Annotated in this window: 14 protein-coding genes; 6 read left to right on the top strand and 8 right to left on the bottom strand. The window is 66.2% G+C overall.

Features of this window, described 5'->3' with window-relative positions:
* Positions 1-30 precede the first annotated feature (30 nt).
* Positions 31-2,244 carry a DNA topoisomerase IV subunit A gene (parC, locus tag ACW177_RS10080; RefSeq protein WP_492025590.1) on the top strand — a complete coding sequence of 738 codons (2,214 nt, stop codon included), beginning with the start codon at positions 31-33 and terminating at the stop codon, positions 2,242-2,244.
* A gap of 46 nt (positions 2,245-2,290) precedes the next feature.
* Here parC and ACW177_RS10075 read toward each other — a convergent pair whose 3' ends face one another.
* Together ACW177_RS10075 and ACW177_RS10070 are read right to left on the bottom strand one after the other, a co-directional pair.
* Positions 2,291-3,028, bottom strand: coding sequence for an arginyltransferase (locus tag ACW177_RS10075; RefSeq protein WP_492025589.1), 738 nt, complete (start codon positions 3,026-3,028; stop codon positions 2,291-2,293).
* Between the two features lie 114 nt (positions 3,029-3,142).
* Positions 3,143-4,042 (bottom strand): flagellar motor protein MotB, encoded by a 900-nt coding sequence (locus ACW177_RS10070; protein WP_492025588.1) that lies wholly within the window; start codon positions 4,040-4,042, stop codon positions 3,143-3,145.
* A 125-nt stretch (positions 4,043-4,167) separates the two neighbouring features.
* On the opposite strand from ACW177_RS10070, the gene ACW177_RS10065 reads away from it, so the two are divergent.
* The gene (locus ACW177_RS10065; RefSeq protein WP_492025587.1) at positions 4,168-5,028 is read left to right on the top strand and encodes an NAD(P)-dependent oxidoreductase; all 861 of its coding nucleotides are present in this window, start codon (positions 4,168-4,170) and stop codon (positions 5,026-5,028) included.
* Here the strand turns inward: ACW177_RS10065 and ACW177_RS10060 are convergent, their stop codons facing one another.
* Both ACW177_RS10060 and ACW177_RS10055 read right to left on the bottom strand, forming a co-directional pair.
* Positions 5,029-5,454, bottom strand: a complete 426-nt coding sequence (locus tag ACW177_RS10060) for a GNAT family N-acetyltransferase (protein WP_492025586.1) — start codon at positions 5,452-5,454, stop codon at positions 5,029-5,031.
* Positions 5,455-5,522: 68 nt separating this feature from the next.
* A complete protein-coding gene (locus ACW177_RS10055) occupies positions 5,523-7,757 on the bottom strand; it encodes a S9 family peptidase (RefSeq protein ID WP_492025585.1) in 2,235 nt (744 codons plus the stop codon).
* A gap of 92 nt (positions 7,758-7,849) precedes the next feature.
* Between ACW177_RS10055 and ACW177_RS10050 the strand changes: the two genes are divergently transcribed.
* Positions 7,850-8,668 carry a trypsin-like serine peptidase gene (locus ACW177_RS10050; protein WP_492025584.1) on the top strand — a complete coding sequence of 273 codons (819 nt, stop codon included), beginning with the start codon at positions 7,850-7,852 and terminating at the stop codon, positions 8,666-8,668.
* Positions 8,669-8,694: 26 nt separating this feature from the next.
* On the opposite strand, the gene ACW177_RS10045 is transcribed toward ACW177_RS10050, so the two are convergent.
* The gene (locus ACW177_RS10045; RefSeq protein WP_492025583.1) at positions 8,695-10,479 is read right to left on the bottom strand and encodes an acyl-CoA dehydrogenase; all 1,785 of its coding nucleotides are present in this window, start codon (positions 10,477-10,479) and stop codon (positions 8,695-8,697) included.
* A 119-nt stretch (positions 10,480-10,598) separates the two neighbouring features.
* Here ACW177_RS10045 and ACW177_RS10040 point away from each other — a divergent pair, with 119 nt between their 5' ends.
* Together ACW177_RS10040 and ACW177_RS10035 are read left to right on the top strand one after the other, a co-directional pair.
* Positions 10,599-11,150 carry a cytochrome b gene (locus ACW177_RS10040; RefSeq protein WP_492025582.1) on the top strand — a complete coding sequence of 184 codons (552 nt, stop codon included), beginning with the start codon at positions 10,599-10,601 and terminating at the stop codon, positions 11,148-11,150.
* Entirely contained in the window at positions 11,147-12,076 is a 930-nt protein-coding gene (locus ACW177_RS10035; protein ID WP_492025581.1) for an L-threonylcarbamoyladenylate synthase, read from the top strand. The genes ACW177_RS10040 and ACW177_RS10035 overlap by 4 nt, the downstream gene beginning before the upstream one ends.
* 13 nt (positions 12,077-12,089) lie before the next feature.
* Here ACW177_RS10035 and ACW177_RS10030 read toward each other — a convergent pair whose 3' ends face one another.
* From ACW177_RS10030 to yaaA, 3 genes are read right to left on the bottom strand one after another with little or no spacing between them, the layout of a single operon-like run.
* Positions 12,090-13,154 (bottom strand): patatin-like phospholipase family protein, encoded by a 1,065-nt coding sequence (locus tag ACW177_RS10030; RefSeq protein ID WP_492025580.1) that lies wholly within the window; start codon positions 13,152-13,154, stop codon positions 12,090-12,092.
* Positions 13,155-13,178: 24 nt separating this feature from the next.
* Positions 13,179-14,033, bottom strand: coding sequence for a 3-hydroxybutyrate dehydrogenase (locus ACW177_RS10025; RefSeq protein WP_492025579.1), 855 nt, complete (start codon positions 14,031-14,033; stop codon positions 13,179-13,181).
* Positions 14,034-14,086: 53 nt separating this feature from the next.
* Positions 14,087-14,857, bottom strand: a complete 771-nt coding sequence (gene yaaA, locus ACW177_RS10020; protein WP_492025578.1) for a peroxide stress protein YaaA — start codon at positions 14,855-14,857, stop codon at positions 14,087-14,089.
* Between the two features lie 1,249 nt (positions 14,858-16,106).
* Here yaaA and ACW177_RS10015 point away from each other — a divergent pair.
* A complete protein-coding gene (locus ACW177_RS10015) occupies positions 16,107-17,174 on the top strand; it encodes a type I restriction endonuclease (RefSeq protein ID WP_492025577.1) in 1,068 nt (355 codons plus the stop codon).
* Positions 17,175-17,490 lie beyond the last annotated feature (316 nt).

The following is a 17,490-nucleotide window of genomic DNA, read 5'->3' as shown; positions in this document are numbered from 1 at the left end:
TCGCGCTTCCGATCCCCGATTCGCTGGCCCATGACGATCCACGCTCCGCCGCCGGAAGGCGGCCGTATCATCGACGAGCCGATGGAGGCGGCGCTCAGCCGCCGCTATCTGGCCTACGCCCTGTCGACCATCACCAACCGCGCCCTTCCCGATGTTCGGGACGGGTTCAAACCCGTGCACCGGCGCATCATGTACACGATGCACCAGATGCGGCTGAACCCGCAGGCGGCGGCGCGCAAATGCGCCAAGGTCGTGGGCGACGTGATGGGCACCTATCACCCGCACGGCGACGCCTCAATCTACGACGCCCTTGTCCGGCTGGCCCAGGACTTTTCGCAGCGCTATCCGCTGGTCGACGGCCAGGGCAATTTCGGCAACATCGACGGCGATAACGCCGCCGCCATGCGCTACACCGAGTGCAAGCTGACCACGGCGGCCGTCATCCTGATGGAGGGCATCGACCAGGACTCGGTCGACTTCCGCGCCACCTATGACGACCAGGGCGAGGAGCCTATGGTGCTGCCCGCCGGCTTTCCCAGCCTGCTGGCCAACGGCTCTTCCGGCATCGCCGTGGGCATGGCGACCTCGATCCCGCCGCACAATGTCGGCGAGCTGATCGACGCCTGCCAGATGCTGCTGGACCGGCCCGAGACGACGACGGCCGAACTGGTGCAACTGGTGCCCGGACCCGACTTCCCCACCGGCGGCGTCGCGGTTGAAGGCCATGCCGCCATTCTGGACGCCTATGAGACGGGTCGGGGCGGGGTGCGGCTGCGGGCGCGCTGGGAAACCGAGGACCTGGGGCGTGGCGTGTGGCGGATCATCGTCACCGAGATGCCGTACCAGGTGCAGAAGTCGCGCCTGATCGAGGCGCTGGCGGACCTGATCGAGCACAAGAAGGCGCCCCTGCTGGGCGACGTGCGCGATGAGTCGGCGGAAGACATCCGCCTGATCCTCGAGCCCAAGAACCGCACCATCGAGCCTGAGATGCTGATGGAGAGCCTGTTCAAGCTGTCTGATCTGGAAGTCCGCTTCCCGATCAACATGAACGTGCTGGACGCCGACGGCACCCCGCGCGTCATGGGGCTGAAGGCCTGTCTGAAGGCCTTCCTGGATCACCGCCGCGAGGTTCTGAACCGCCGGTCGCAATGGCGGATCGCGCGGGTCGAGAAGCGACTGCACCTGCTGGAAGGTCTGCGCGTCGTCTTCCTGAACCTGGACGAGGTGATCCGCATCGTCCGCGAGGAGGAACAGCCCAAGGCCGTCCTGATCGCGCGGTTCGGTCTGACCGAGGTCCAGGCCGACTTCATCCTCGACACCCGACTGCGTCAGTTGGCGCGTCTGGAAGAGATGACGATCGAGAAGGAGTTCAAGGAGCTGTCGGAGGAGCTGGCGAACCTCCAGGCCCTGACGTCTTCGGAAGGCAAGCAGTGGAAGGCCATCTCCAAGGAGCTGGAGGCCGTGCGCAAGGCGCTGATCTCGCCGCGCCGGACCACCATCGCCGACGCTGTGGACACGAGCGCATTCGTGGCACCCGAGGCCTTCATTCCGCGCGAGGCGATCACCGTCATCCTGTCGGAACGCGGCTGGATCCGCGCCGCAAAGGGCAAGGTCGAGGATCCGTCGGAGCTGAAGTTCAAGGAAGGCGACCAACTGGCCTATCTGGTGCCGGCCTATACGACCGACAAACTGCTGGTCGGGGCGTCGGACGGGCGGATATTCACCATCGGGGCCGACAAGCTGGCGTCCGGTCGCGGGCATGGCGAGCCGCTGCGCCTGATGATCGACCTGGATGAGAAGGCCGATATCATCAATCTGCTGGCGCACCAGCCGGGCGGGAAGCTGCTGATCGCCTCCAAGGCCGGCTATGGCTTTATCGCGCCGGAAGACGACACCCTGGCCCAGAAGCGGGGCGGCAAACAGGTGCTGAACGGCGACATGCTGGCCATGTTGCGGGTGCCAACCAGTCCTATGGGCGACCACGTCGCGACCATCGGCGAGAACATCAAGACCCTGATCTTCCCGCTGGACGAACTGCCCGAGATGGGGCGCGGCAAGGGTGTGCGACTGCAGAACTTCAAGCAGGGCGGTCTGGCCGACGTCACCGTGTTCAACGCCGAACAGGGGCCGGAATGGGCCGACGGGGGCGGACGGCGTCGCAACTGGCCGGACTGGAAGGACTGGCTGGGTAAGCGCGCGGGGGCCGGACGTCAGGGGCCGCGGGGCCTTCGGAAGTTCAGGTAGTGTTTAGCCTTTCCCTCCCCTGAGGGGGGAGGGAAACGCGGTTCGCCTAATCTTCCAGCCGAGACCAGCCCAGTTTGCCCAGCACCTCCATGGGGCGGAAGTCGGCCTTGTAGTCCATCTTCTCCGAGCCCCGGACCCAGTAGCCCAGATAGACGTAGGGCAGGCCGACCTGGGCCGCCTGGCGGATGTGATCCAGGATGGCGAACCGGCCCAGGCTGCGGCGGTCGAGGCTGGGGTCGTAGAAGCTGTAGACCATCGACAGACCGTCCTTCAGCAGGTCGGTCAGGGTGACGGCGATCAGGTCGCCGGGGCCGCCGTCGGCGGAGGCCAGGCGATATTCGATCAGATGGGTGCGAACGGCGGTGTCCTCGACCATGGCGACATAATCGAGCCAGCCCATGTCGCTCATGCCGCCGGTCGGGTGGCGGGTGGTCAGATAGCGGCGCAGCAGCTGGAATTGTTCGGTCGTCGCCTCGGCCTCGACCAGATCGCGCGACAGGTCGGCGTTGCGGGCCAGGACCTTGCGCTGCGACCGGCTGAAGGCGAACTCGGGCACGGGGAGACGCACTGAGACACAGGCGTCGCAGGCCTCGCAGGCCGGGCGATAGGCGATGTTCTGGCTGCGGCGGAAACCGGCCAGAGTCAGCTCGTCGTTGACGTGGGCGCCGTCGGAGAAAGGCAGATTGGCGAAGACTTTTCGCTCGGTCTTGCCCGGCAGATAAGGACACGGCGCGACCGAGGTCATGAAGAACCGGAGTTGTCGTGTCGGAACGTGCTGGGTCACGGCTCTATGTCCGCACCCGAACAGGCCAAAAATGCGACGGTCGAAGGCTCATGCCTGGATTTGCCGTCATTGACGGCCCGGCCGCAAGCGCCTGGGCGCCACAGCCGCACGGGATCACAGCGAGGTGTCCATCGGCAGGACCGGCGCCTCGCGCAACAGGACGATGGCGATACGGCGGTTGCCTTGCAGCGTGGGGTCGTCGGGATAGAGGGGGTCCGACCCCGCCTTGCCGGCGACCGAATAGACCCGGTCGGCATCCACGCCGGCGCTTTGCAGCACCAGTCGCGAGCCGTTGGCGCGTTCCGAGGACAGGGCCCAGTCGGCGGGGGCGCTGGCGCGGTTGGAGCCGGGCGTCGCGCTGGTGTGGCCGGTGATGGAAATGCGGTTGGGCAGTCGGTTAATGACCTTGGCCACGGCGCGCAGCAGGACCTGGGCGCGCGCGTTCGGGCGGGCCGAGTTGTTGTCGAACATTGAGCGGCCTTCCTGATCGACCAACTGGATGCGCAGGCCTTCCGGCGTCTGGTCGACGATCAGCTGTTTCGACAGCTCGGCCAGCTCCGGCATGGATTGCATGGCCTGGCGCAGGGATTCGGCGGCGCTGGCGAACTCCGCCGATTCGCGCTTCTGGATCTCGGCCTGGAGCGCAGCTTCGCTGGCGCTCGAGAGATCGGAGCTGGGGCCGGGATTGCTGGCGTCGGCCGGGGCCTCTGGCGCGAGCTGTTCGATCACCGACTGGGAGCCTGAACTTTTGGGACCGTCGTCGCCAAGGGCGGTGCCGCCCAGAATGCCGCCCGATCCCGACGTCGTCTCGGACACGCTGGCGGGCGCGAAATATTCGGCGATGCCCTTCTTCTGCTCGGGGTCCGTCGCGTTGACCAGCCACATGAGCAGGAAGAAGGCCATCATGGCGGTCACGAAGTCCGCATAGGCCACCTTCCAGGCGCCGCCGTGGTGACCGCCGCCGGACACCTTCTTGACCTTCTTGATGAGGATCGGACGATCGCTCACGGACATGGACGCACCCCGGGAATTTCACGTTCCAGTGTGGGGCTCCAAGGTTAACCGCACGTTGATCCGGGACTGCGGCTTGAACGCCCGCCCGACGCGGCCTAGTCCGGGCGAGAACCAAGGAGCCTGTCATGAAGATCGCATTCGCCGGCCTGGGCGTCATGGGCGCCCCGATGGCGCGTCACCTGGTGCAGGCCGGCCATGATGTCGTCGGCTTCAATCGCACGGCCGCCAAGGCGAAAGCCTGGGCCGAGGCGACGGGGGGGCGGTTCGGCGAGACTGTCGCCGAGGCGGCTCAGGGCGTCGATCTGTTCATCCTCTGCGTCGGCAATGACGACGACGTGCGCGCGGTCGTGACCGAGGCCATGCCGCATCTGGCCGAGGGGGCGGTGATCGTCGATCACACCACGACCTCCGCCAAGCTTGCGCGCGAGATGGCGGCATTGGCGGCGGAGCAGGGGCGCGCCTTCGTCGATGCTCCGGTGTCGGGCGGTCAGGCGGGGGCGGAGAACGGCCAACTCAGCGTCATGGCGGGCGGAGAGGCTGAGGCTCTGACAAAGGCGGAGCCGGCGCTCCAGGCCTATTCGAAGGCGATCAAGCATATGGGGCCGGCGGGGTCGGGGCAGTTGACCAAGATGGTCAACCAGATCGCCATCGCCGGCGTGGTTCAGGGGCTGGCTGAGGCGGTGCATTTCGCCCAGGTCGCGGGCCTGGACACCGACGCCGCCTTTGACGCCGTGTCCAAGGGCGCGGCTCAGAGCTGGCAGATGGACAATCGTTGGAAGACGGCGGCCAGGGGCGAGTTCGAGTTCGGCTTTGCGGTCGACTGGATGCGTAAGGATCTGGGCCTGGTGCTGGACGAGGCGCGGTCGAACGGGGCGCGTCTGGCCCTGACAGCCCTGGTCGATCAGTTCTACGCCGAGGTCCAGGCCATGGGCGGAAACCGCTGGGACACCTCCAGCCTGGCGGCGCGGCTTCAGTCGCGGGACTGACTATAGGCGTCGATACATGACGTGCAGGCCGACCAGACCGTGCGCGGGATGGTCGAAGGTCTCGGGGACGGTGCAGAGGATTTCGAAGCCCAGGGATTTCCATAGGGCCACCGCGACGGCGTTGGTCTCTACCACCGCGTTGAATTGCATTGACCGGAAGCCGGCCTCGCGGGCGAATTCGAGGGCCGCCTCGCCGAGACGCCGGGCGACGCCGCGTCCACGGGCCTGTGGGGCGACCATGAAGCTGCCGTTGGCGACATGGGCGCCGTTGCCGGGGCGGTTGGGAACGATCTTGGCGGCGCCGATCACGCGGCCGTCCTCGACGGCGACCAGGACGCCGCCCGGCGGGGGCGGGGTCCATAGCGCACGGGCGACCGTCTCGGACATGTCCAGCGGATAGGCGTAGCTGTCGCCGGCGCGGGTCACGCCTTCGATGATCGGCCAGAGATCCGGCCAATCATCGTCCGTCGCCAGGCGGATGTCGGGACTGGAAATCAGGCGGCCTCCCAGCCCTTCTCGACGGCCCAGACGGCGAAGGCGTAGTCGTGGGCGACCTCTTTCAGATAGTCGAACCGACCGGCCGCGCCGCCGTGCCCGGCTTCCATATTGATCTTCAGCAGCACCGGCTTGCCCGAGGTGGTCGCGGGCCGCAGCTTGGCCACCCACTTCTCAGGCTCCCAATAGGTGACGCGGGGGTCAGACAGGCCGCCGGTCGCCAGGATGGCCGGATAGGCTTTCGGGCCTACCTGATCATAGGGGCTGTAGCTCATCATATAGTCGTAGGCCTCCGGGTCCTCGATCGGATTGCCCCACTCGGGCCATTCCGGCGGGGTCAGGGGCAGGGAGGTGTCGCTCATGGTGTTGATGACATCGACGAAGGGCACCTGGCCGATGACGCCGGCCCACAGGTCGGGCCGCATGTTGTTGATCGCTCCCATCAGCAGACCGCCGGCCGAGCCGCCCTGGGCGACTATGTTTCCGGCGGCGACGTATTTGCCCGCGATCAGGTGTTCGGCGGCGGCGATGAAGTCGGTGAAGGTGTTCTTCTTCGTCATCCGGCGGGCGTCCAGGAACCAGCCCCAGCCCTTGTCCGAGCCGCCCCGGATATGGGCGATGGCGTAGATCCAGCCGCGATCCACGAGCGACAACCGGTTGGTCGAGAAGCTGGCGGGCATGGGGATGCCGTATGAGCCATAGCCGTAGAGCAGCAGGGGCGCCGAACCATCGACGGGCGTCGACTTGCGGCGCAGCACCGTGACCGGCACCAGCTGTCCGTCCGAAGCAGGGGCGTTCAGCCGTTCGACGACGTAGTCCGCGATATTGTGGCCGGACGGGATCTGCTGGGTCTTGCGCAGGGTCCGCTCGCGCGTCGCCATGTCGTAGTCGAAGGTCTGGGTCGGGGTGGACGGCGAGTTGTAGCTGTAGCGGGTCTGTGTCGTCTCGAACTCGGAGGCGCCGGACAGCGACAGGGCGAAGGCGGGTTCGTCGACTGCGATCTCGTGCTCGGTGCCGGCGCGGTCGCGGATGATGATGCGAGTATTGGCGTCGGCGCGTTCCTGGCGGGCCAGGTGGTCCTTGGTCAGGTCCAGGCCCTCAATGTATCGGCCGGGCGTGTGCGGGACCAGATCGGTCCAATGGGCCTTGGACGGGGTCGCGGTCGGCGCCTGGACGATCTTGAAGTCGATCGCCTCGTCGGCGTTGGTCCGGATCACCCAGCGGTCGCCCCAGTGATCGACGTCGTAGCGGATGGCCACCACGCGCGGTTCCAGCACCACCGGCGTCGCCGTCGGGGTGGAGGCGGGGATGTAGCGGGCCTCGGACGTCTCCTGGTTTTGGATGCTGATGACGATGAACTGGTCGTCGGCGGTGCGGCCGACGCCGATGAACATGCCGTCGTCTTCTTCCTGATAGACCAGGGTGGTCTCGCCGCCGCGTGCGGGGCGGCGGAAGATCTTGTCCGGGCGGCCGTTGTCGTCGCGGTTGGTCCAGAAGATCCACTGGCTGTCGGGCGAGAAGGTGAAGTCGCCGTTCGAATTCTCGATGGGGTCGGGCAGGACTTCGCCGGTGGCCAGATCTTTCATATAGATCTTGTGCACTTCAGAGCCTTGGGCGTCTTCGGCATAGGCGAAAAGGCTGTGGTCGGGGCTATGAGCAGCGGCCGACACTTCCGAATAGGCCTTGCCCTTCGCCAGTTCGTTGGCGTCCAGAAGCAGTTGGGGCGTGGGGGCCATGACGAAGTTTTTCGTTACGGGCTGACCGTTCACCAACCATGTGCCCTGGCGTTCGACCCGCATGTAACGGGGATGCTGGTCGCCGGTGCGGTACTCGACGAAGTAATTCCAATCGCCGTCGGCGGCGGGAACGGAGCTGTCGTCTTCCTTGATGCGGCCGCGCATCTCCGCGAACATCGCTTCCTGCAACGGGACGGTGGAGGCCATCATGGCTTCGCGATAGGCGTTTTCGGCGGTCAGATGCTCCTTGACCTCGGCCTTGATCAGGCTGGGATCCTTCAGCACGGCCTGCCAGTTGTCGTCCTTCATCCAGTGATAGTCGTCGGTCCGTTTGCGACCCAGCTGTTCGATGACGACGGGGATCTTCTTGGCGACAGGAGGTTGAGGCATCGAGGTTCCGGCAGGTTTGGCGGGCATAGCAAAAGCGGGGGCAAAGGCGGGGGAGGCCGCAGCGGCGGCTGTCGCGGCCGTGGAAAGGATCAACTGGCGACGGTTCATAGGCTAGGCCCCCTTTATTCGGATGACCGGACCTTGTGCGTGGCCTATGGGCGACGTCAAATGAAGAAAAGCCGGGGAAGTGCTTTCCATTGATGTTCGACCTTCAGACTCAGCCGACGCCCTATGTCGAGGCGGCGCAGACCGAACGCCGTCCTGCGTGGGACCTGACGGTGTCGCTGATCAACGCGACGGTTCAGATTGACCAGCCGACCGGAGACGGGACGCGGACGGTGGGGACCGGTTTCCTGTTGAACGCGCCTCGCCCTGACGGCACGCCGCGCATCGTGCTGGTCACGGCCGATCACGTGCTCAACCGGATGCCGGACAGAGAGGCGCGAATCGGTTGGCGCACCGAGCTGCCGGATGGCGGATGGCGGTTCGATCCCCAGCCCCTGGCTATCCGAGACGAGGCGTCTGATCCGCTTTGGGCCAAGCCGGAAGACCGCGACATCGCCGTGATGGAGATCACCGCGCCTGAGGCCTTCGCCCGCGCCGCCATTCCGATGGCCTGGCTGGCCGACAAGGACACGTTCGATGCGGCTGAGGTCGGGCCGGGCGACGACATGCTGTCGCTGGGCTTTCCGCGCGGTCTGTCGGCGAACCGGGCCGGGTTCCCGATCCTGCGGGTGGGGCGGATCGCCTCCTGGCCGCTGACGCCGATCAGCGCCTTCCCGACCTTCCTGCTCGACTTCGCCGTCTTCCCCGGCAACTCGGGCGGTCCGGTGTTCTGGACCCCGACCGTGCAGCGGCAGGCGGATGTGGAGAAACCGATTCATCCCTATGTCGCCGGCGTCCTGACCCAGGAAGTCATTGTGCAGGAAGAACGGCTGGGGATTGGGGTGGTGGTCCATGCCGACTACATCCGTGAAGCGGTGGCCCTGCTGGATCAGAAGGCCGCTCCGGCGCCCTGAGGCGCCGGAGCGGTCGTAAGCCGACCTCAACCCGCCAGGGCTTCGGCGGTCAGGCGTTGCAGCAGATCGCCGCCCTGGCCCACGGCCGCCAGGCGGCTGGAGACATGACCCAGGACGTTGGCGGCATAGACCTCGTAGAGGTCCAGCTTGCCTTGCAGCCAGACCGGATCGCCCTCGCCGGCGTCCAGCCGGGCCTTGGCCGCCAGGGCGCCCTTGGCCAGCATCCAGCCGCCGACCACGTCGCCCATCAGTTTGAGATAGGCGTCTGCGGCCGCCAGAACATCGGCGGCGCCGTCGGCGTCGGCCTTGCGGTCCAGCAGCCACAGGGTGGCGTCCTGCACCGCCTCGATGCCCGTGGCGAACCGCTCGAGGGGCTTGCCGGAATAGAGGACGCCCAGCTGCGTCAAGGTCGCCTTCATGTCGGCGATCAGGGCTTTGGCGGCCTCGCCGCCGTCCATAGACAGTTTGCGGCCGACCAGGTCCATCGCCTGGATGCCGTTGGTGCCTTCGTAGATCGGGGCGATGCGGGCGTCGCGATAGTATTGGGCGGCACCGGTCTCCTCGATGAAGCCCATGCCGCCGTGGATCTGGACGCCCAGCGAGGCGACCTCGCAGCCCACGTCGGTGGACCAGGCCTTGGCGATGGGGGTGAACAGGTCCTCGCGGGCCTTCCAGCGGCGGCGGTCCTCCTCGGTCCCCGCATGGCGAGCCAGGTCGGCGGCGACGCCGGTCGACAGGCAGATGGCGCGGGCGGCCGAGGTCTTGGCCTTCATCACGCCCAGCATTCGGCGCACGTCAGGATGGTCGAAGATCGGGGCGTTGGCCTCGCCGGTCCAGACCGAACGGCCCTGGCGACGGTCCAGCGCATAGGCCAGGGCGTGCTGATAGGCGCGCTCGGCGATGCCGACGCCCTCAACGCCGACGGCCAGGCGGGCGGCGTTCATCATCACGAACATATGGGCCAGGCCCTCGTTCGGGCGGCCGACCAGCTCGGCGCGGGCGCCTTCATAGCTCATGACGCAGGTGGGGGAGGCGTGGATGCCCAGCTTGTGCTCGATCCCGACCGGGCGGAAGGCGTTGCGTTCGCCCAGGCTTCCATCGTCCTTGACCGCGAACTTGGGCGTCAGGAACAGGCTGATGCCCTTGGGGCCGGCAGGCGCGTCAGGCAGGCGGGCCAGGACCAGGTGGATGATGTTGTCGGTGGCGTCGTGGTCGCCCCAGGTGATGAAGATCTTCTGGCCGTTCAGGGCGTAGGTGTCGTCGCCGTTGGGCGTGGCGGTTGCGGTCAGCGACCCCAGGTCCGATCCAGCGCCCGGCTCGGTCAGAACCATGGCCCCGGTCCATTCGCCGCTGACCAGCTTGGTCAGGTATCGGGTCTTCTGGTCCTCGGTTCCGACCTGATCCAGGGCCTCGATGGCGGCGAGCGACAGCATGGGGCAGAGGCCGAAAGCCATGTTGGCGGAATGGACCGTCTCGAAGGCCGCCAGCTCCAGCGCCTTGGGCAGGGCCTGGCCGCCGACCTCGGCGGGGGCGGACAGGCCGGTCCAGCCGCCGGCGGCGAATTGGCGATAGGCGTCGGCGAAGCCGGGGGCGGCGGTGACGGCGCCGTTCGCATAGTGAGAGCCTTGCTGATCGCCGATGCGGTTCAACGGCGCCAGCACTTCCTCGGAGAACTGGCCTGCCGCCTCCAGCACGGCGCCTGCGACGTCGCTGTCGTAATCCGGGAAGGCGCCGGTTGCGGAGACGTCGGCCATGCCGGCGATCGCCTCAAGGGTGAAGGCCAGGTCACGAACGGGGGCGCGGTAGCTCATGGGTTTCCTCGATCAATCTTCAGGCCTAAGTGCATCCTCGTCGCCCGGTCTCGCAAGCGACTTGGCGCATGGGCCTTCATCAGGGCACACTGGCGCCCTGCCGCAACGGAATGGAAGTCATGGCCGAGCCCCGCAATCGCTATTCCACAGTGTCCCTGGCGCTGCACTGGATCATCGCCCTGGGCGTCCTGACGCAGGTGCTGCTGATCACCGCTCATGAGGCCACGGAAGGGCCGCTGTCCGGCCAGTTCGTCATGCTGCACAAGTCGGTGGGGATCACGATCCTGGTTCTGACCCTGGCGCGGATCGGCTGGCGGCTGGCGCATCCGGCCATTCCCCTGCCGGTCGAGACGCCGCGCTGGGAAAAGTGGACGGCGCGGGCGACCCATGTGCTGTTCTATGTGGTCCTGATCGCCATGCCGATGACCGGCTGGCTGGCGTCCTCGGCCGCGGGGCGCGAGATCGCCTGGTTCGGCCTGTTCGACTGGCCGCTGCTGCCGGTCGGCGGCGGACGCGAGACGGCGGGGCGGTTCATGGACGTGCATGAGCTGGTGATGAAGGGGCTGTACGTCCTGATCGCGCTTCATGTGCTGGGTGCGCTGAAGCATCAATTCATCAATCGAGACAATGTGCTTCATCGGATGATCCCTCTGATCCCGCGTCGGCCATGAGCCTGCGGGACGGAGACAGGCCGGAACAGGCCGCAGAAGCGTTGCGGCGGGGCGAGCTGATCCTGCTGCCGACCGAGACCGTCTATGGACTGGGCGCCGACGCCGGTCGGGCGGAGGCGGTGGCGGCCATCTTCGAGGCCAAGGGAAGGCCGCGGTTCAACCCGCTGATTTCCCATGTCGCCGACGCCATGGCGGCCGAGGCGATTGGGGTGTTCGACGCCCAGGCGCGGGCTTTGGCCGAGGCCTTCTGGCCGGGGCCGCTGACCCTGGTGACGCCGGTGCGGGATCGTGATCGGGTCTGTGATCTGGCGCGGGCCGGGCTGGACAGCGTGGCCATCCGGGTTCCGGGCCATGCCGGGGCGAGAGCCGTGCTGTCGGCCTTTGGCGGACCGGTCGTGGCGCCCTCGGCCAATCGGTCGGGGCGGCCCAGCCCGACGACCTTCGCCGACGCCGTCGAGGAGACGGGGTTCGCCGTGACGGCGGCCGTGGACGGCGGGCCGTGCGCGGTGGGGCTGGAAAGTACGGTCGTGTCGGTGCTGGACGGACGGGTGTCGCTGTTGCGGCCCGGCGCCGTGACCCGCGCCGAGATCGAGGCCGTGGTCGGGCCGCTGACAGACAGCGGGGAGGGGCATCGGTCGCCGGGGCGGCTGGCGGTCCACTATGCGCCGGACGCCCCGGTGCGGATCGATGTGGTCGAGCCACGCGACGGCGAGGTCCTGCTGGGCTTCGGGGCCGGGGTGGGGGAGCCGCGCTGGAGCCTGAGTCCGTCGGGCGATCTGCGAGAAGCGGCCGCCAACCTGTTCAGATTGTTCAGGGAAGCGGATCGGACGCATCCTGTGGGCATCGCCGTATCGCCGATCCCGGCGCAGGGGCTGGGCGAGGCGATCAACGACCGGCTGCGTCGCGCCGCCGGCTTCGTCGGCTAGGGCGAACTCCACCTCAGCCGAACCGGGCCTGAAGATCGACGCTGGACTGACGTCCCACGCAGGGCAGGCAGGTGGTCAGCCAGTCTTCGGCGGCGGCGCGACCCCGGCTCTTGAGGTCGTTGAGGAAGCTCCATTCGGTGTTGAACTTGGATCGGAGCGACAGGTCCGACAGCCAGCCGTCCGCCTCGATGGCGTGGAGACGGACCTGGCGATAGGCGCCGGCGCCGTGTTTCAGCTGGCCGTCTGCGATCATCTCTGCGGCCATGGCGATGGCGCGCAGTTCGGCGATCAGGGGGGCGTTGAAGACGATTTCGTTCAGCCGATCGACGATGTCGCCAGCGGCGCGCGGGGTCTCCTCGCGGACCATGGGGTTCAGGGTGACCAGCAGGACGTCGTCGGGCGTGTCGTCGCCGGTCAGGGGCCACAGGGGGGGATTGGTCAGATAGCCGCCGTCCCAGTAGGGCTCGCCCTCGATCTCGACCGCCTGGAACAGGTGGGGCACGCAGGTTGACGCCATCAGGACGTCGGCGGTGAGTTCGCGGCTTTCGAAGACCCGGGCGCGGGCCTGGCGGACGGCGGTGGCGGCGACGAACAGTTTGATGTCCGAAGCCTGAACCGCGCCGAAATCGACCGCCGCCTTCAGAACCCGCTTGAGAGGATTGTGGTTCAGCGGATTGAATTCGTAGGGGCTCATGGACAGGGCCAGGCTTTCGCCGGCGCGCCACATCGGCGTGTCCTTGATCCAGTCCGGGGCCTGGGCCGGGTTCCACAGGGCGCTGTCGCCGAAGACGTTGCGGCCGCCCGACTGGTTGATCTCGCGCCAGAGCTTGTCGAGGGCGGCGCGGGCGTCGCCGGCGGCGAGACCCGAGACCAGGGCCGTCCCGTTCATGGCGCCGGCCGAGACGCCCGAGACGGCGCGGAAATCGAACCGGCCGTCCTCCAGCAGCCGGTCCAGCACGCCCCACTGAAAGGCGCCGTGAGACCCGCCGCCTTGCAGCGCCAGCGACAGCGGACGTCGTCCCGAGGGCGAGGGGACGATGTCCGTCGGTTCGGCGGCCTTTCTTTTGAAGATCGCCATGCCGCCGTCCCCTAGGTCATTGGTTTATTGCGCGGTCCAGCCGCCGTCGATGGAGAAGCTGGCGCCGTTGGCCGAGGCGCCCAGGTCGCTGACCAGATAGAGGAACAGGCCCGCCAGCTGGTCGGTCGTCACGAACTGTTTGGTCGGCTGGGCCGCCAGGATCACGTCCTTCAGCACCTGCTCCTTGGTCAGGCCGCGGGTGCGGGCCTGGTCGGCGATCTGTTTCTCGACGATGGGGGTCTCGACGAAGCCGGGGCAGATGGCGTTGCAGGTGATATTGTCCTGGGCCAGTTCCAGGGCGACGGTCTTGGTGAAGCCGACGATCCCGTGCTTGGCGGCGACATAGGCCGACTTGAACGGGCTGGCGACCAGGCCGTGAGCCGAGGCCATGTTGATGATCCGCCCGCGTCCCTGGGCCTTCATGATCGGGATGGCCGCCCGGGTGGCGTAGAAGGCCGAGGACAGGTTGATGGCGATGATCTGCTCCCACTTGTCGGTGGGGAATTTCTCGACGGATTCGACGTGCTGGATGCCGGCGTTGTTGACCAGGATGTCGAGCCGACCGAACTCGTGCTTGGCGAAGGCGACCATGTCGGCGATCTCTTCGCCGCGCGTCATGTCCGCCGCATGATAGCGGACCCGGCCGCTGGACGAGGCCTCAAGCCCGGCGCGGGTGCGTTCGATCTCGGCCGGATCGCCCAGGCCGTTCAGCACCACCTCGCCGCCGCGCGCCGCCACCGCCCGCGCCAGGGCCAGGCCGATGCCCGAGGTCGAGCCGGAGATGACCGCGACCTGGCCCTTGAGGTCGCCGATGTCCTTGAACGCCGGCGTATCGCCGTGGGCGGCGGCGTTCTTCGATGATTTCGACCAGTTGAACATGGATCCGCCCTTTGGTTCTTTGGCGAGAGACTAGCGGCAGGAGGGGCCGGGGATCAAGAATTTCCCGGCCTGATGAATATCCACTCGTTCTCGGTCGAAGCGGCCTTGTCGAACCTGTAGCCGTCGCGGTCGAAAGCCTTGAGATCCTCGACCCGTTCCACCCGTTCGTCGATGGCGAACCGGGTCATGGCGCCGCGCGCCTTCTTGGCGAAGAAGGAGATGATGCGGCTCTCGCCGTTCTTTTCCTCGCGGAACTGGGGGGTGACGACCGGCAGTTTCAGGGCCTTGGCGTCCACGGCGCCGAAATATTCCTGGCTGGCCAGATTGACCAGGGTGGGATCGGAATGACCCTCGGCGTCGGCATTCAACTGTTTGGAGATCCGGTCACCCCAGAAGTCGTACAGGCTGGAGCCGCGCCGGGTCTTTAACCGCGTGCCCATTTCGAGCCGATAGGGCTGGATCCGGTCCAGCGGACGCAGCAGGCCGTAGAAGCCGGACAGGATGCGTAGCCGGTCCTGGGCGAAGTCGAGGGCCTGGGCGTCCAACTCGCGCGCCTTCAGGCCTTCATAGACGTCGCCGGCGAAGGCGAAGGCGGCCTGGACGCCATCGGTCGATTCGGGATCGAAGGCCTTGAACCGTTCGACATTCAGGGTGGCGAGATCGTCGGAAATCCCCATCAGGCGACGCAGATCGGCCTTGGTCTGGCGCCGGGCGGTCGTGGACAGGCTGGCGGTGTCCTCTTGGAAGCGGCGTTCCGTGCCGGGAATGGCCAGGTCGGCCTCGGTGAAGTCGAGCCGCTTGGCGGGAGAAAGGACGATCAGCAACAGGCGGCTCCTTGTCAGCGCCGTTCACATAGGCCGCTTCGGTGCGGATTTGAACCGGGTGCGGCGACGCAGGCGTGACGAAGCGCTCCGTCCTTTCGGCGGAGTTGTGGAAGGCAGGACGGAGCGCCGGGCTTCGCCCGGAGTGGATTAGTTTTTACCGTTTCGACGAAGACAGACGCTCCGCGCGCATGGTGTTTCTGCCGGCCGGGGATATTGAAGCGGCAGTTGTGATGCCTCTTCCCCAAGGCCTGCGACGGGTCGGCGATCCCTGCGAAGGATCGTCCCGAGTGCGACCGGGTTCCTAACCCCGTGTCCTCCGCCGACGTTTCTGCGCGGGATGAGCCCACCGATGCACCGTCATGCGGCGCGAGGGAATCCCACCCCCGCCCCCGTTCCATACGCTCCCGCCGCCGCAAGGTCGCAGGCCTTACGAGCCCTCCTAGCGACGAGACCGGGGGTATTATGCGGGGGTTTTGGAGGGTGGTTAGAAGCGGGGGGTGAGATTTTTGTAAGGGGTTGGAATCGTTGGGGTGGAGGCAGCGTCATTGTGCGCGGTGCGGCGTCAAAGAGCCCCTCCGTCTCGCCGCTGCGCGTCGATCCCCCTCCCCACTGCGTGGGGAGGAGACAGATGTCCGTTGCGTCTCCTCCCCGCTTTGCGGGGAGGGGGACCGCCGCGCCTCTTTGCGCGGTGGTGGAGGGGCTCTTAGCCGCATCGCAGACGTCTGTAGGGGCAAGCACTTCTTAGCAGGCACCCCTGTGAATATCGCGGCCTTCGTGATCGCAGCGAATCGATGGAGCATTCCTTTGCCCAGTCACCTCGCCCAGGGGAGACCTAACTATGACGTACGCGCAATATCGCTGGATCGCCCATCTTATAGGTGATCGTCCCGGAGGTTTTCATAGTCGTTGGATCGATGACGAATGTATCGACTTCGGCCTAATTGATGAGAATGGAAACCTCACCCCTTACGGCGTACAACAATACAAGATCGAAAAATCACGCCATCATCAGACCTGAAATGATACTTCGACAGATCTGATGACCGACCCAGCGCCTGACACCGAGTCGCCCCCTCCTGGCGCTCGCTGACGCTCCCGCCTGTCCTCCCCGTCGGCCTTCGCCGACAGGGAGGTGAGCGTGGCGGCGGGGGCCGGCGCGCCAACCCGTCCAAATTGATCGTCAGCCGACTACGCTAGACTCTCGTGCCAGTTGCGGCTTAGCTACCGCCGTTCAATAAGGGGGAAAACCTTGGACATTCAAACGAAACTGGGCGAACTCCAGAAACGGACGATGGAGCACCGAGAGGTTTTGCTGACCGAAGAAGCCGCAAAGACGGCCTTGGTCATGCCCTTCATCCAGGCCCTAGGCTACGACGTTTTCAACCCGTCCGAGGTCATTCCGGAATATACGGCCGACGTCGGCACCAAGAAGGGCGAAAAGGTCGATTACGCCATCTGCCATGGCGGCAAGATCCGCATCCTGATCGAGTGTAAGCCTAGCAATGTGGCGCTCAATCTCAACCACGCCAGCCAGCTGTTTCGCTATTTCTCGGTGACGGATGCCCGGCTGGCTATCCTGACCAACGGCGTCGTCTACCAGTTCTATTCCGACGTCGAAGCCACCAACAAGATGGACGACAAGCCGTTCTTCACCTTCAGCATGGACGCGCTGAAGCCGACCGATGGCCGTACGGTCGAGAAATTCACCAAGCTCTCGTTCGACATCGACAAGATCGTTCAGGAAGCTGGACTGCTGAAACTCCAGTCCCTGCTCCGCAAGGAGCTGGAAAAGGAGATGGCGGAGCCCTCGGAAGAGTTCGTGCGGATGATGGCCACCCGTGTCCATGAGGGACGCGTCACTGCTCAGGTCCGCGAAAATTTCGGCAAGATGGTCGTGGCGACCTTTTCTTCGATCATTCGCGACAAGGTCAATGAGCGCCTGTCCACCGCCCTGAACGCGACCGGTCCGTCGATGACCGACCAAGACGAAGCCCCGCCGAGCGATCCGGAAATCGTCGTGACGACGGAAGAGGAGGTGTCCGGCTTCCACATCATCCAGGCAATCGCCTCAAAAGTGGTGAAGCCCAAACGCATCGTCATGCGCGACGCCCAATCCTATTGCGCCATCCTGCTGGACGACAACAACCGCAAGACTATCGCCCGCCTGCACTTCAACGGCGTCACCAAGAAGTATCTCGGCACCTTCTCCGACAAGGACGAAACCCGACATCTGATCGGCGACCTGACGGACATCTATCAACTGTCTGATCAGATCGAGAAGCGGATCAAAGAGCTTGAAGGCTCCGAAAAGCCCTAAGCGAAGGCGGGGAGGAAAATCGTTTAAAGGTTTGGAATCGTTGGGGTGGGGGCAGCGTCATTGTGCGCGGTGCGGCGTTGAAGAGCCCCTCCGTCTCGCCGCTGCGCGGCGATCCACCTCCCCACTGCGTGGGGAGGAGACAGGTGGTCTGTGCGTCTCCTCCCCGCTTTGCGGGGAGGGGGACCGCCGCGCCTCTTTGCGCGGTGGTGGAGGGGCTCTTAGCCGCGAACTCGCTCTCTGGCTTTCAACGCGAAGGCGCCGAGTCGCCCGCTCCTGGCGCTCGCTGACGCGGCGGTCACAGACCTTCCCCCGCTTG

Source organism: Brevundimonas sp. AVps23W (genome assembly GCF_058681395.1).
The sequence above is the reverse complement of the archived record's forward strand: the minus strand, read 5'-3'. Positions and strand labels throughout refer to the sequence as shown.

Bases quoted from the DNA above. Each gene is read 5' to 3' on its own strand.
- parC (WP_492025590.1), top strand. From the start codon at position 31: ATGACGATCCACGCTCCGCCGCCGGAAGGCGGCCGTATCATCGACGAG.
- ACW177_RS10070 (WP_492025588.1), bottom strand. From the start codon at position 4,042: ATGTCCGTGAGCGATCGTCCGATCCTCATCAAGAAGGTCAAGAAGGTG.
- ACW177_RS10065 (WP_492025587.1), top strand. From the start codon at position 4,168: ATGAAGATCGCATTCGCCGGCCTGGGCGTCATGGGCGCCCCGATGGCG.
- ACW177_RS10055 (WP_492025585.1), bottom strand. From the start codon at position 7,757: ATGAACCGTCGCCAGTTGATCCTTTCCACGGCCGCGACAGCCGCCGCT.
- ACW177_RS10050 (WP_492025584.1), top strand. From the start codon at position 7,850: ATGTTCGACCTTCAGACTCAGCCGACGCCCTATGTCGAGGCGGCGCAG.
- ACW177_RS10045 (WP_492025583.1), bottom strand. From the start codon at position 10,479: ATGAGCTACCGCGCCCCCGTTCGTGACCTGGCCTTCACCCTTGAGGCG.
- ACW177_RS10040 (WP_492025582.1), top strand. From the start codon at position 10,599: ATGGCCGAGCCCCGCAATCGCTATTCCACAGTGTCCCTGGCGCTGCAC.
- ACW177_RS10035 (WP_492025581.1), top strand. From the start codon at position 11,147: ATGAGCCTGCGGGACGGAGACAGGCCGGAACAGGCCGCAGAAGCGTTG.
- ACW177_RS10030 (WP_492025580.1), bottom strand. From the start codon at position 13,154: ATGGCGATCTTCAAAAGAAAGGCCGCCGAACCGACGGACATCGTCCCC.
- ACW177_RS10025 (WP_492025579.1), bottom strand. From the start codon at position 14,033: ATGTTCAACTGGTCGAAATCATCGAAGAACGCCGCCGCCCACGGCGAT.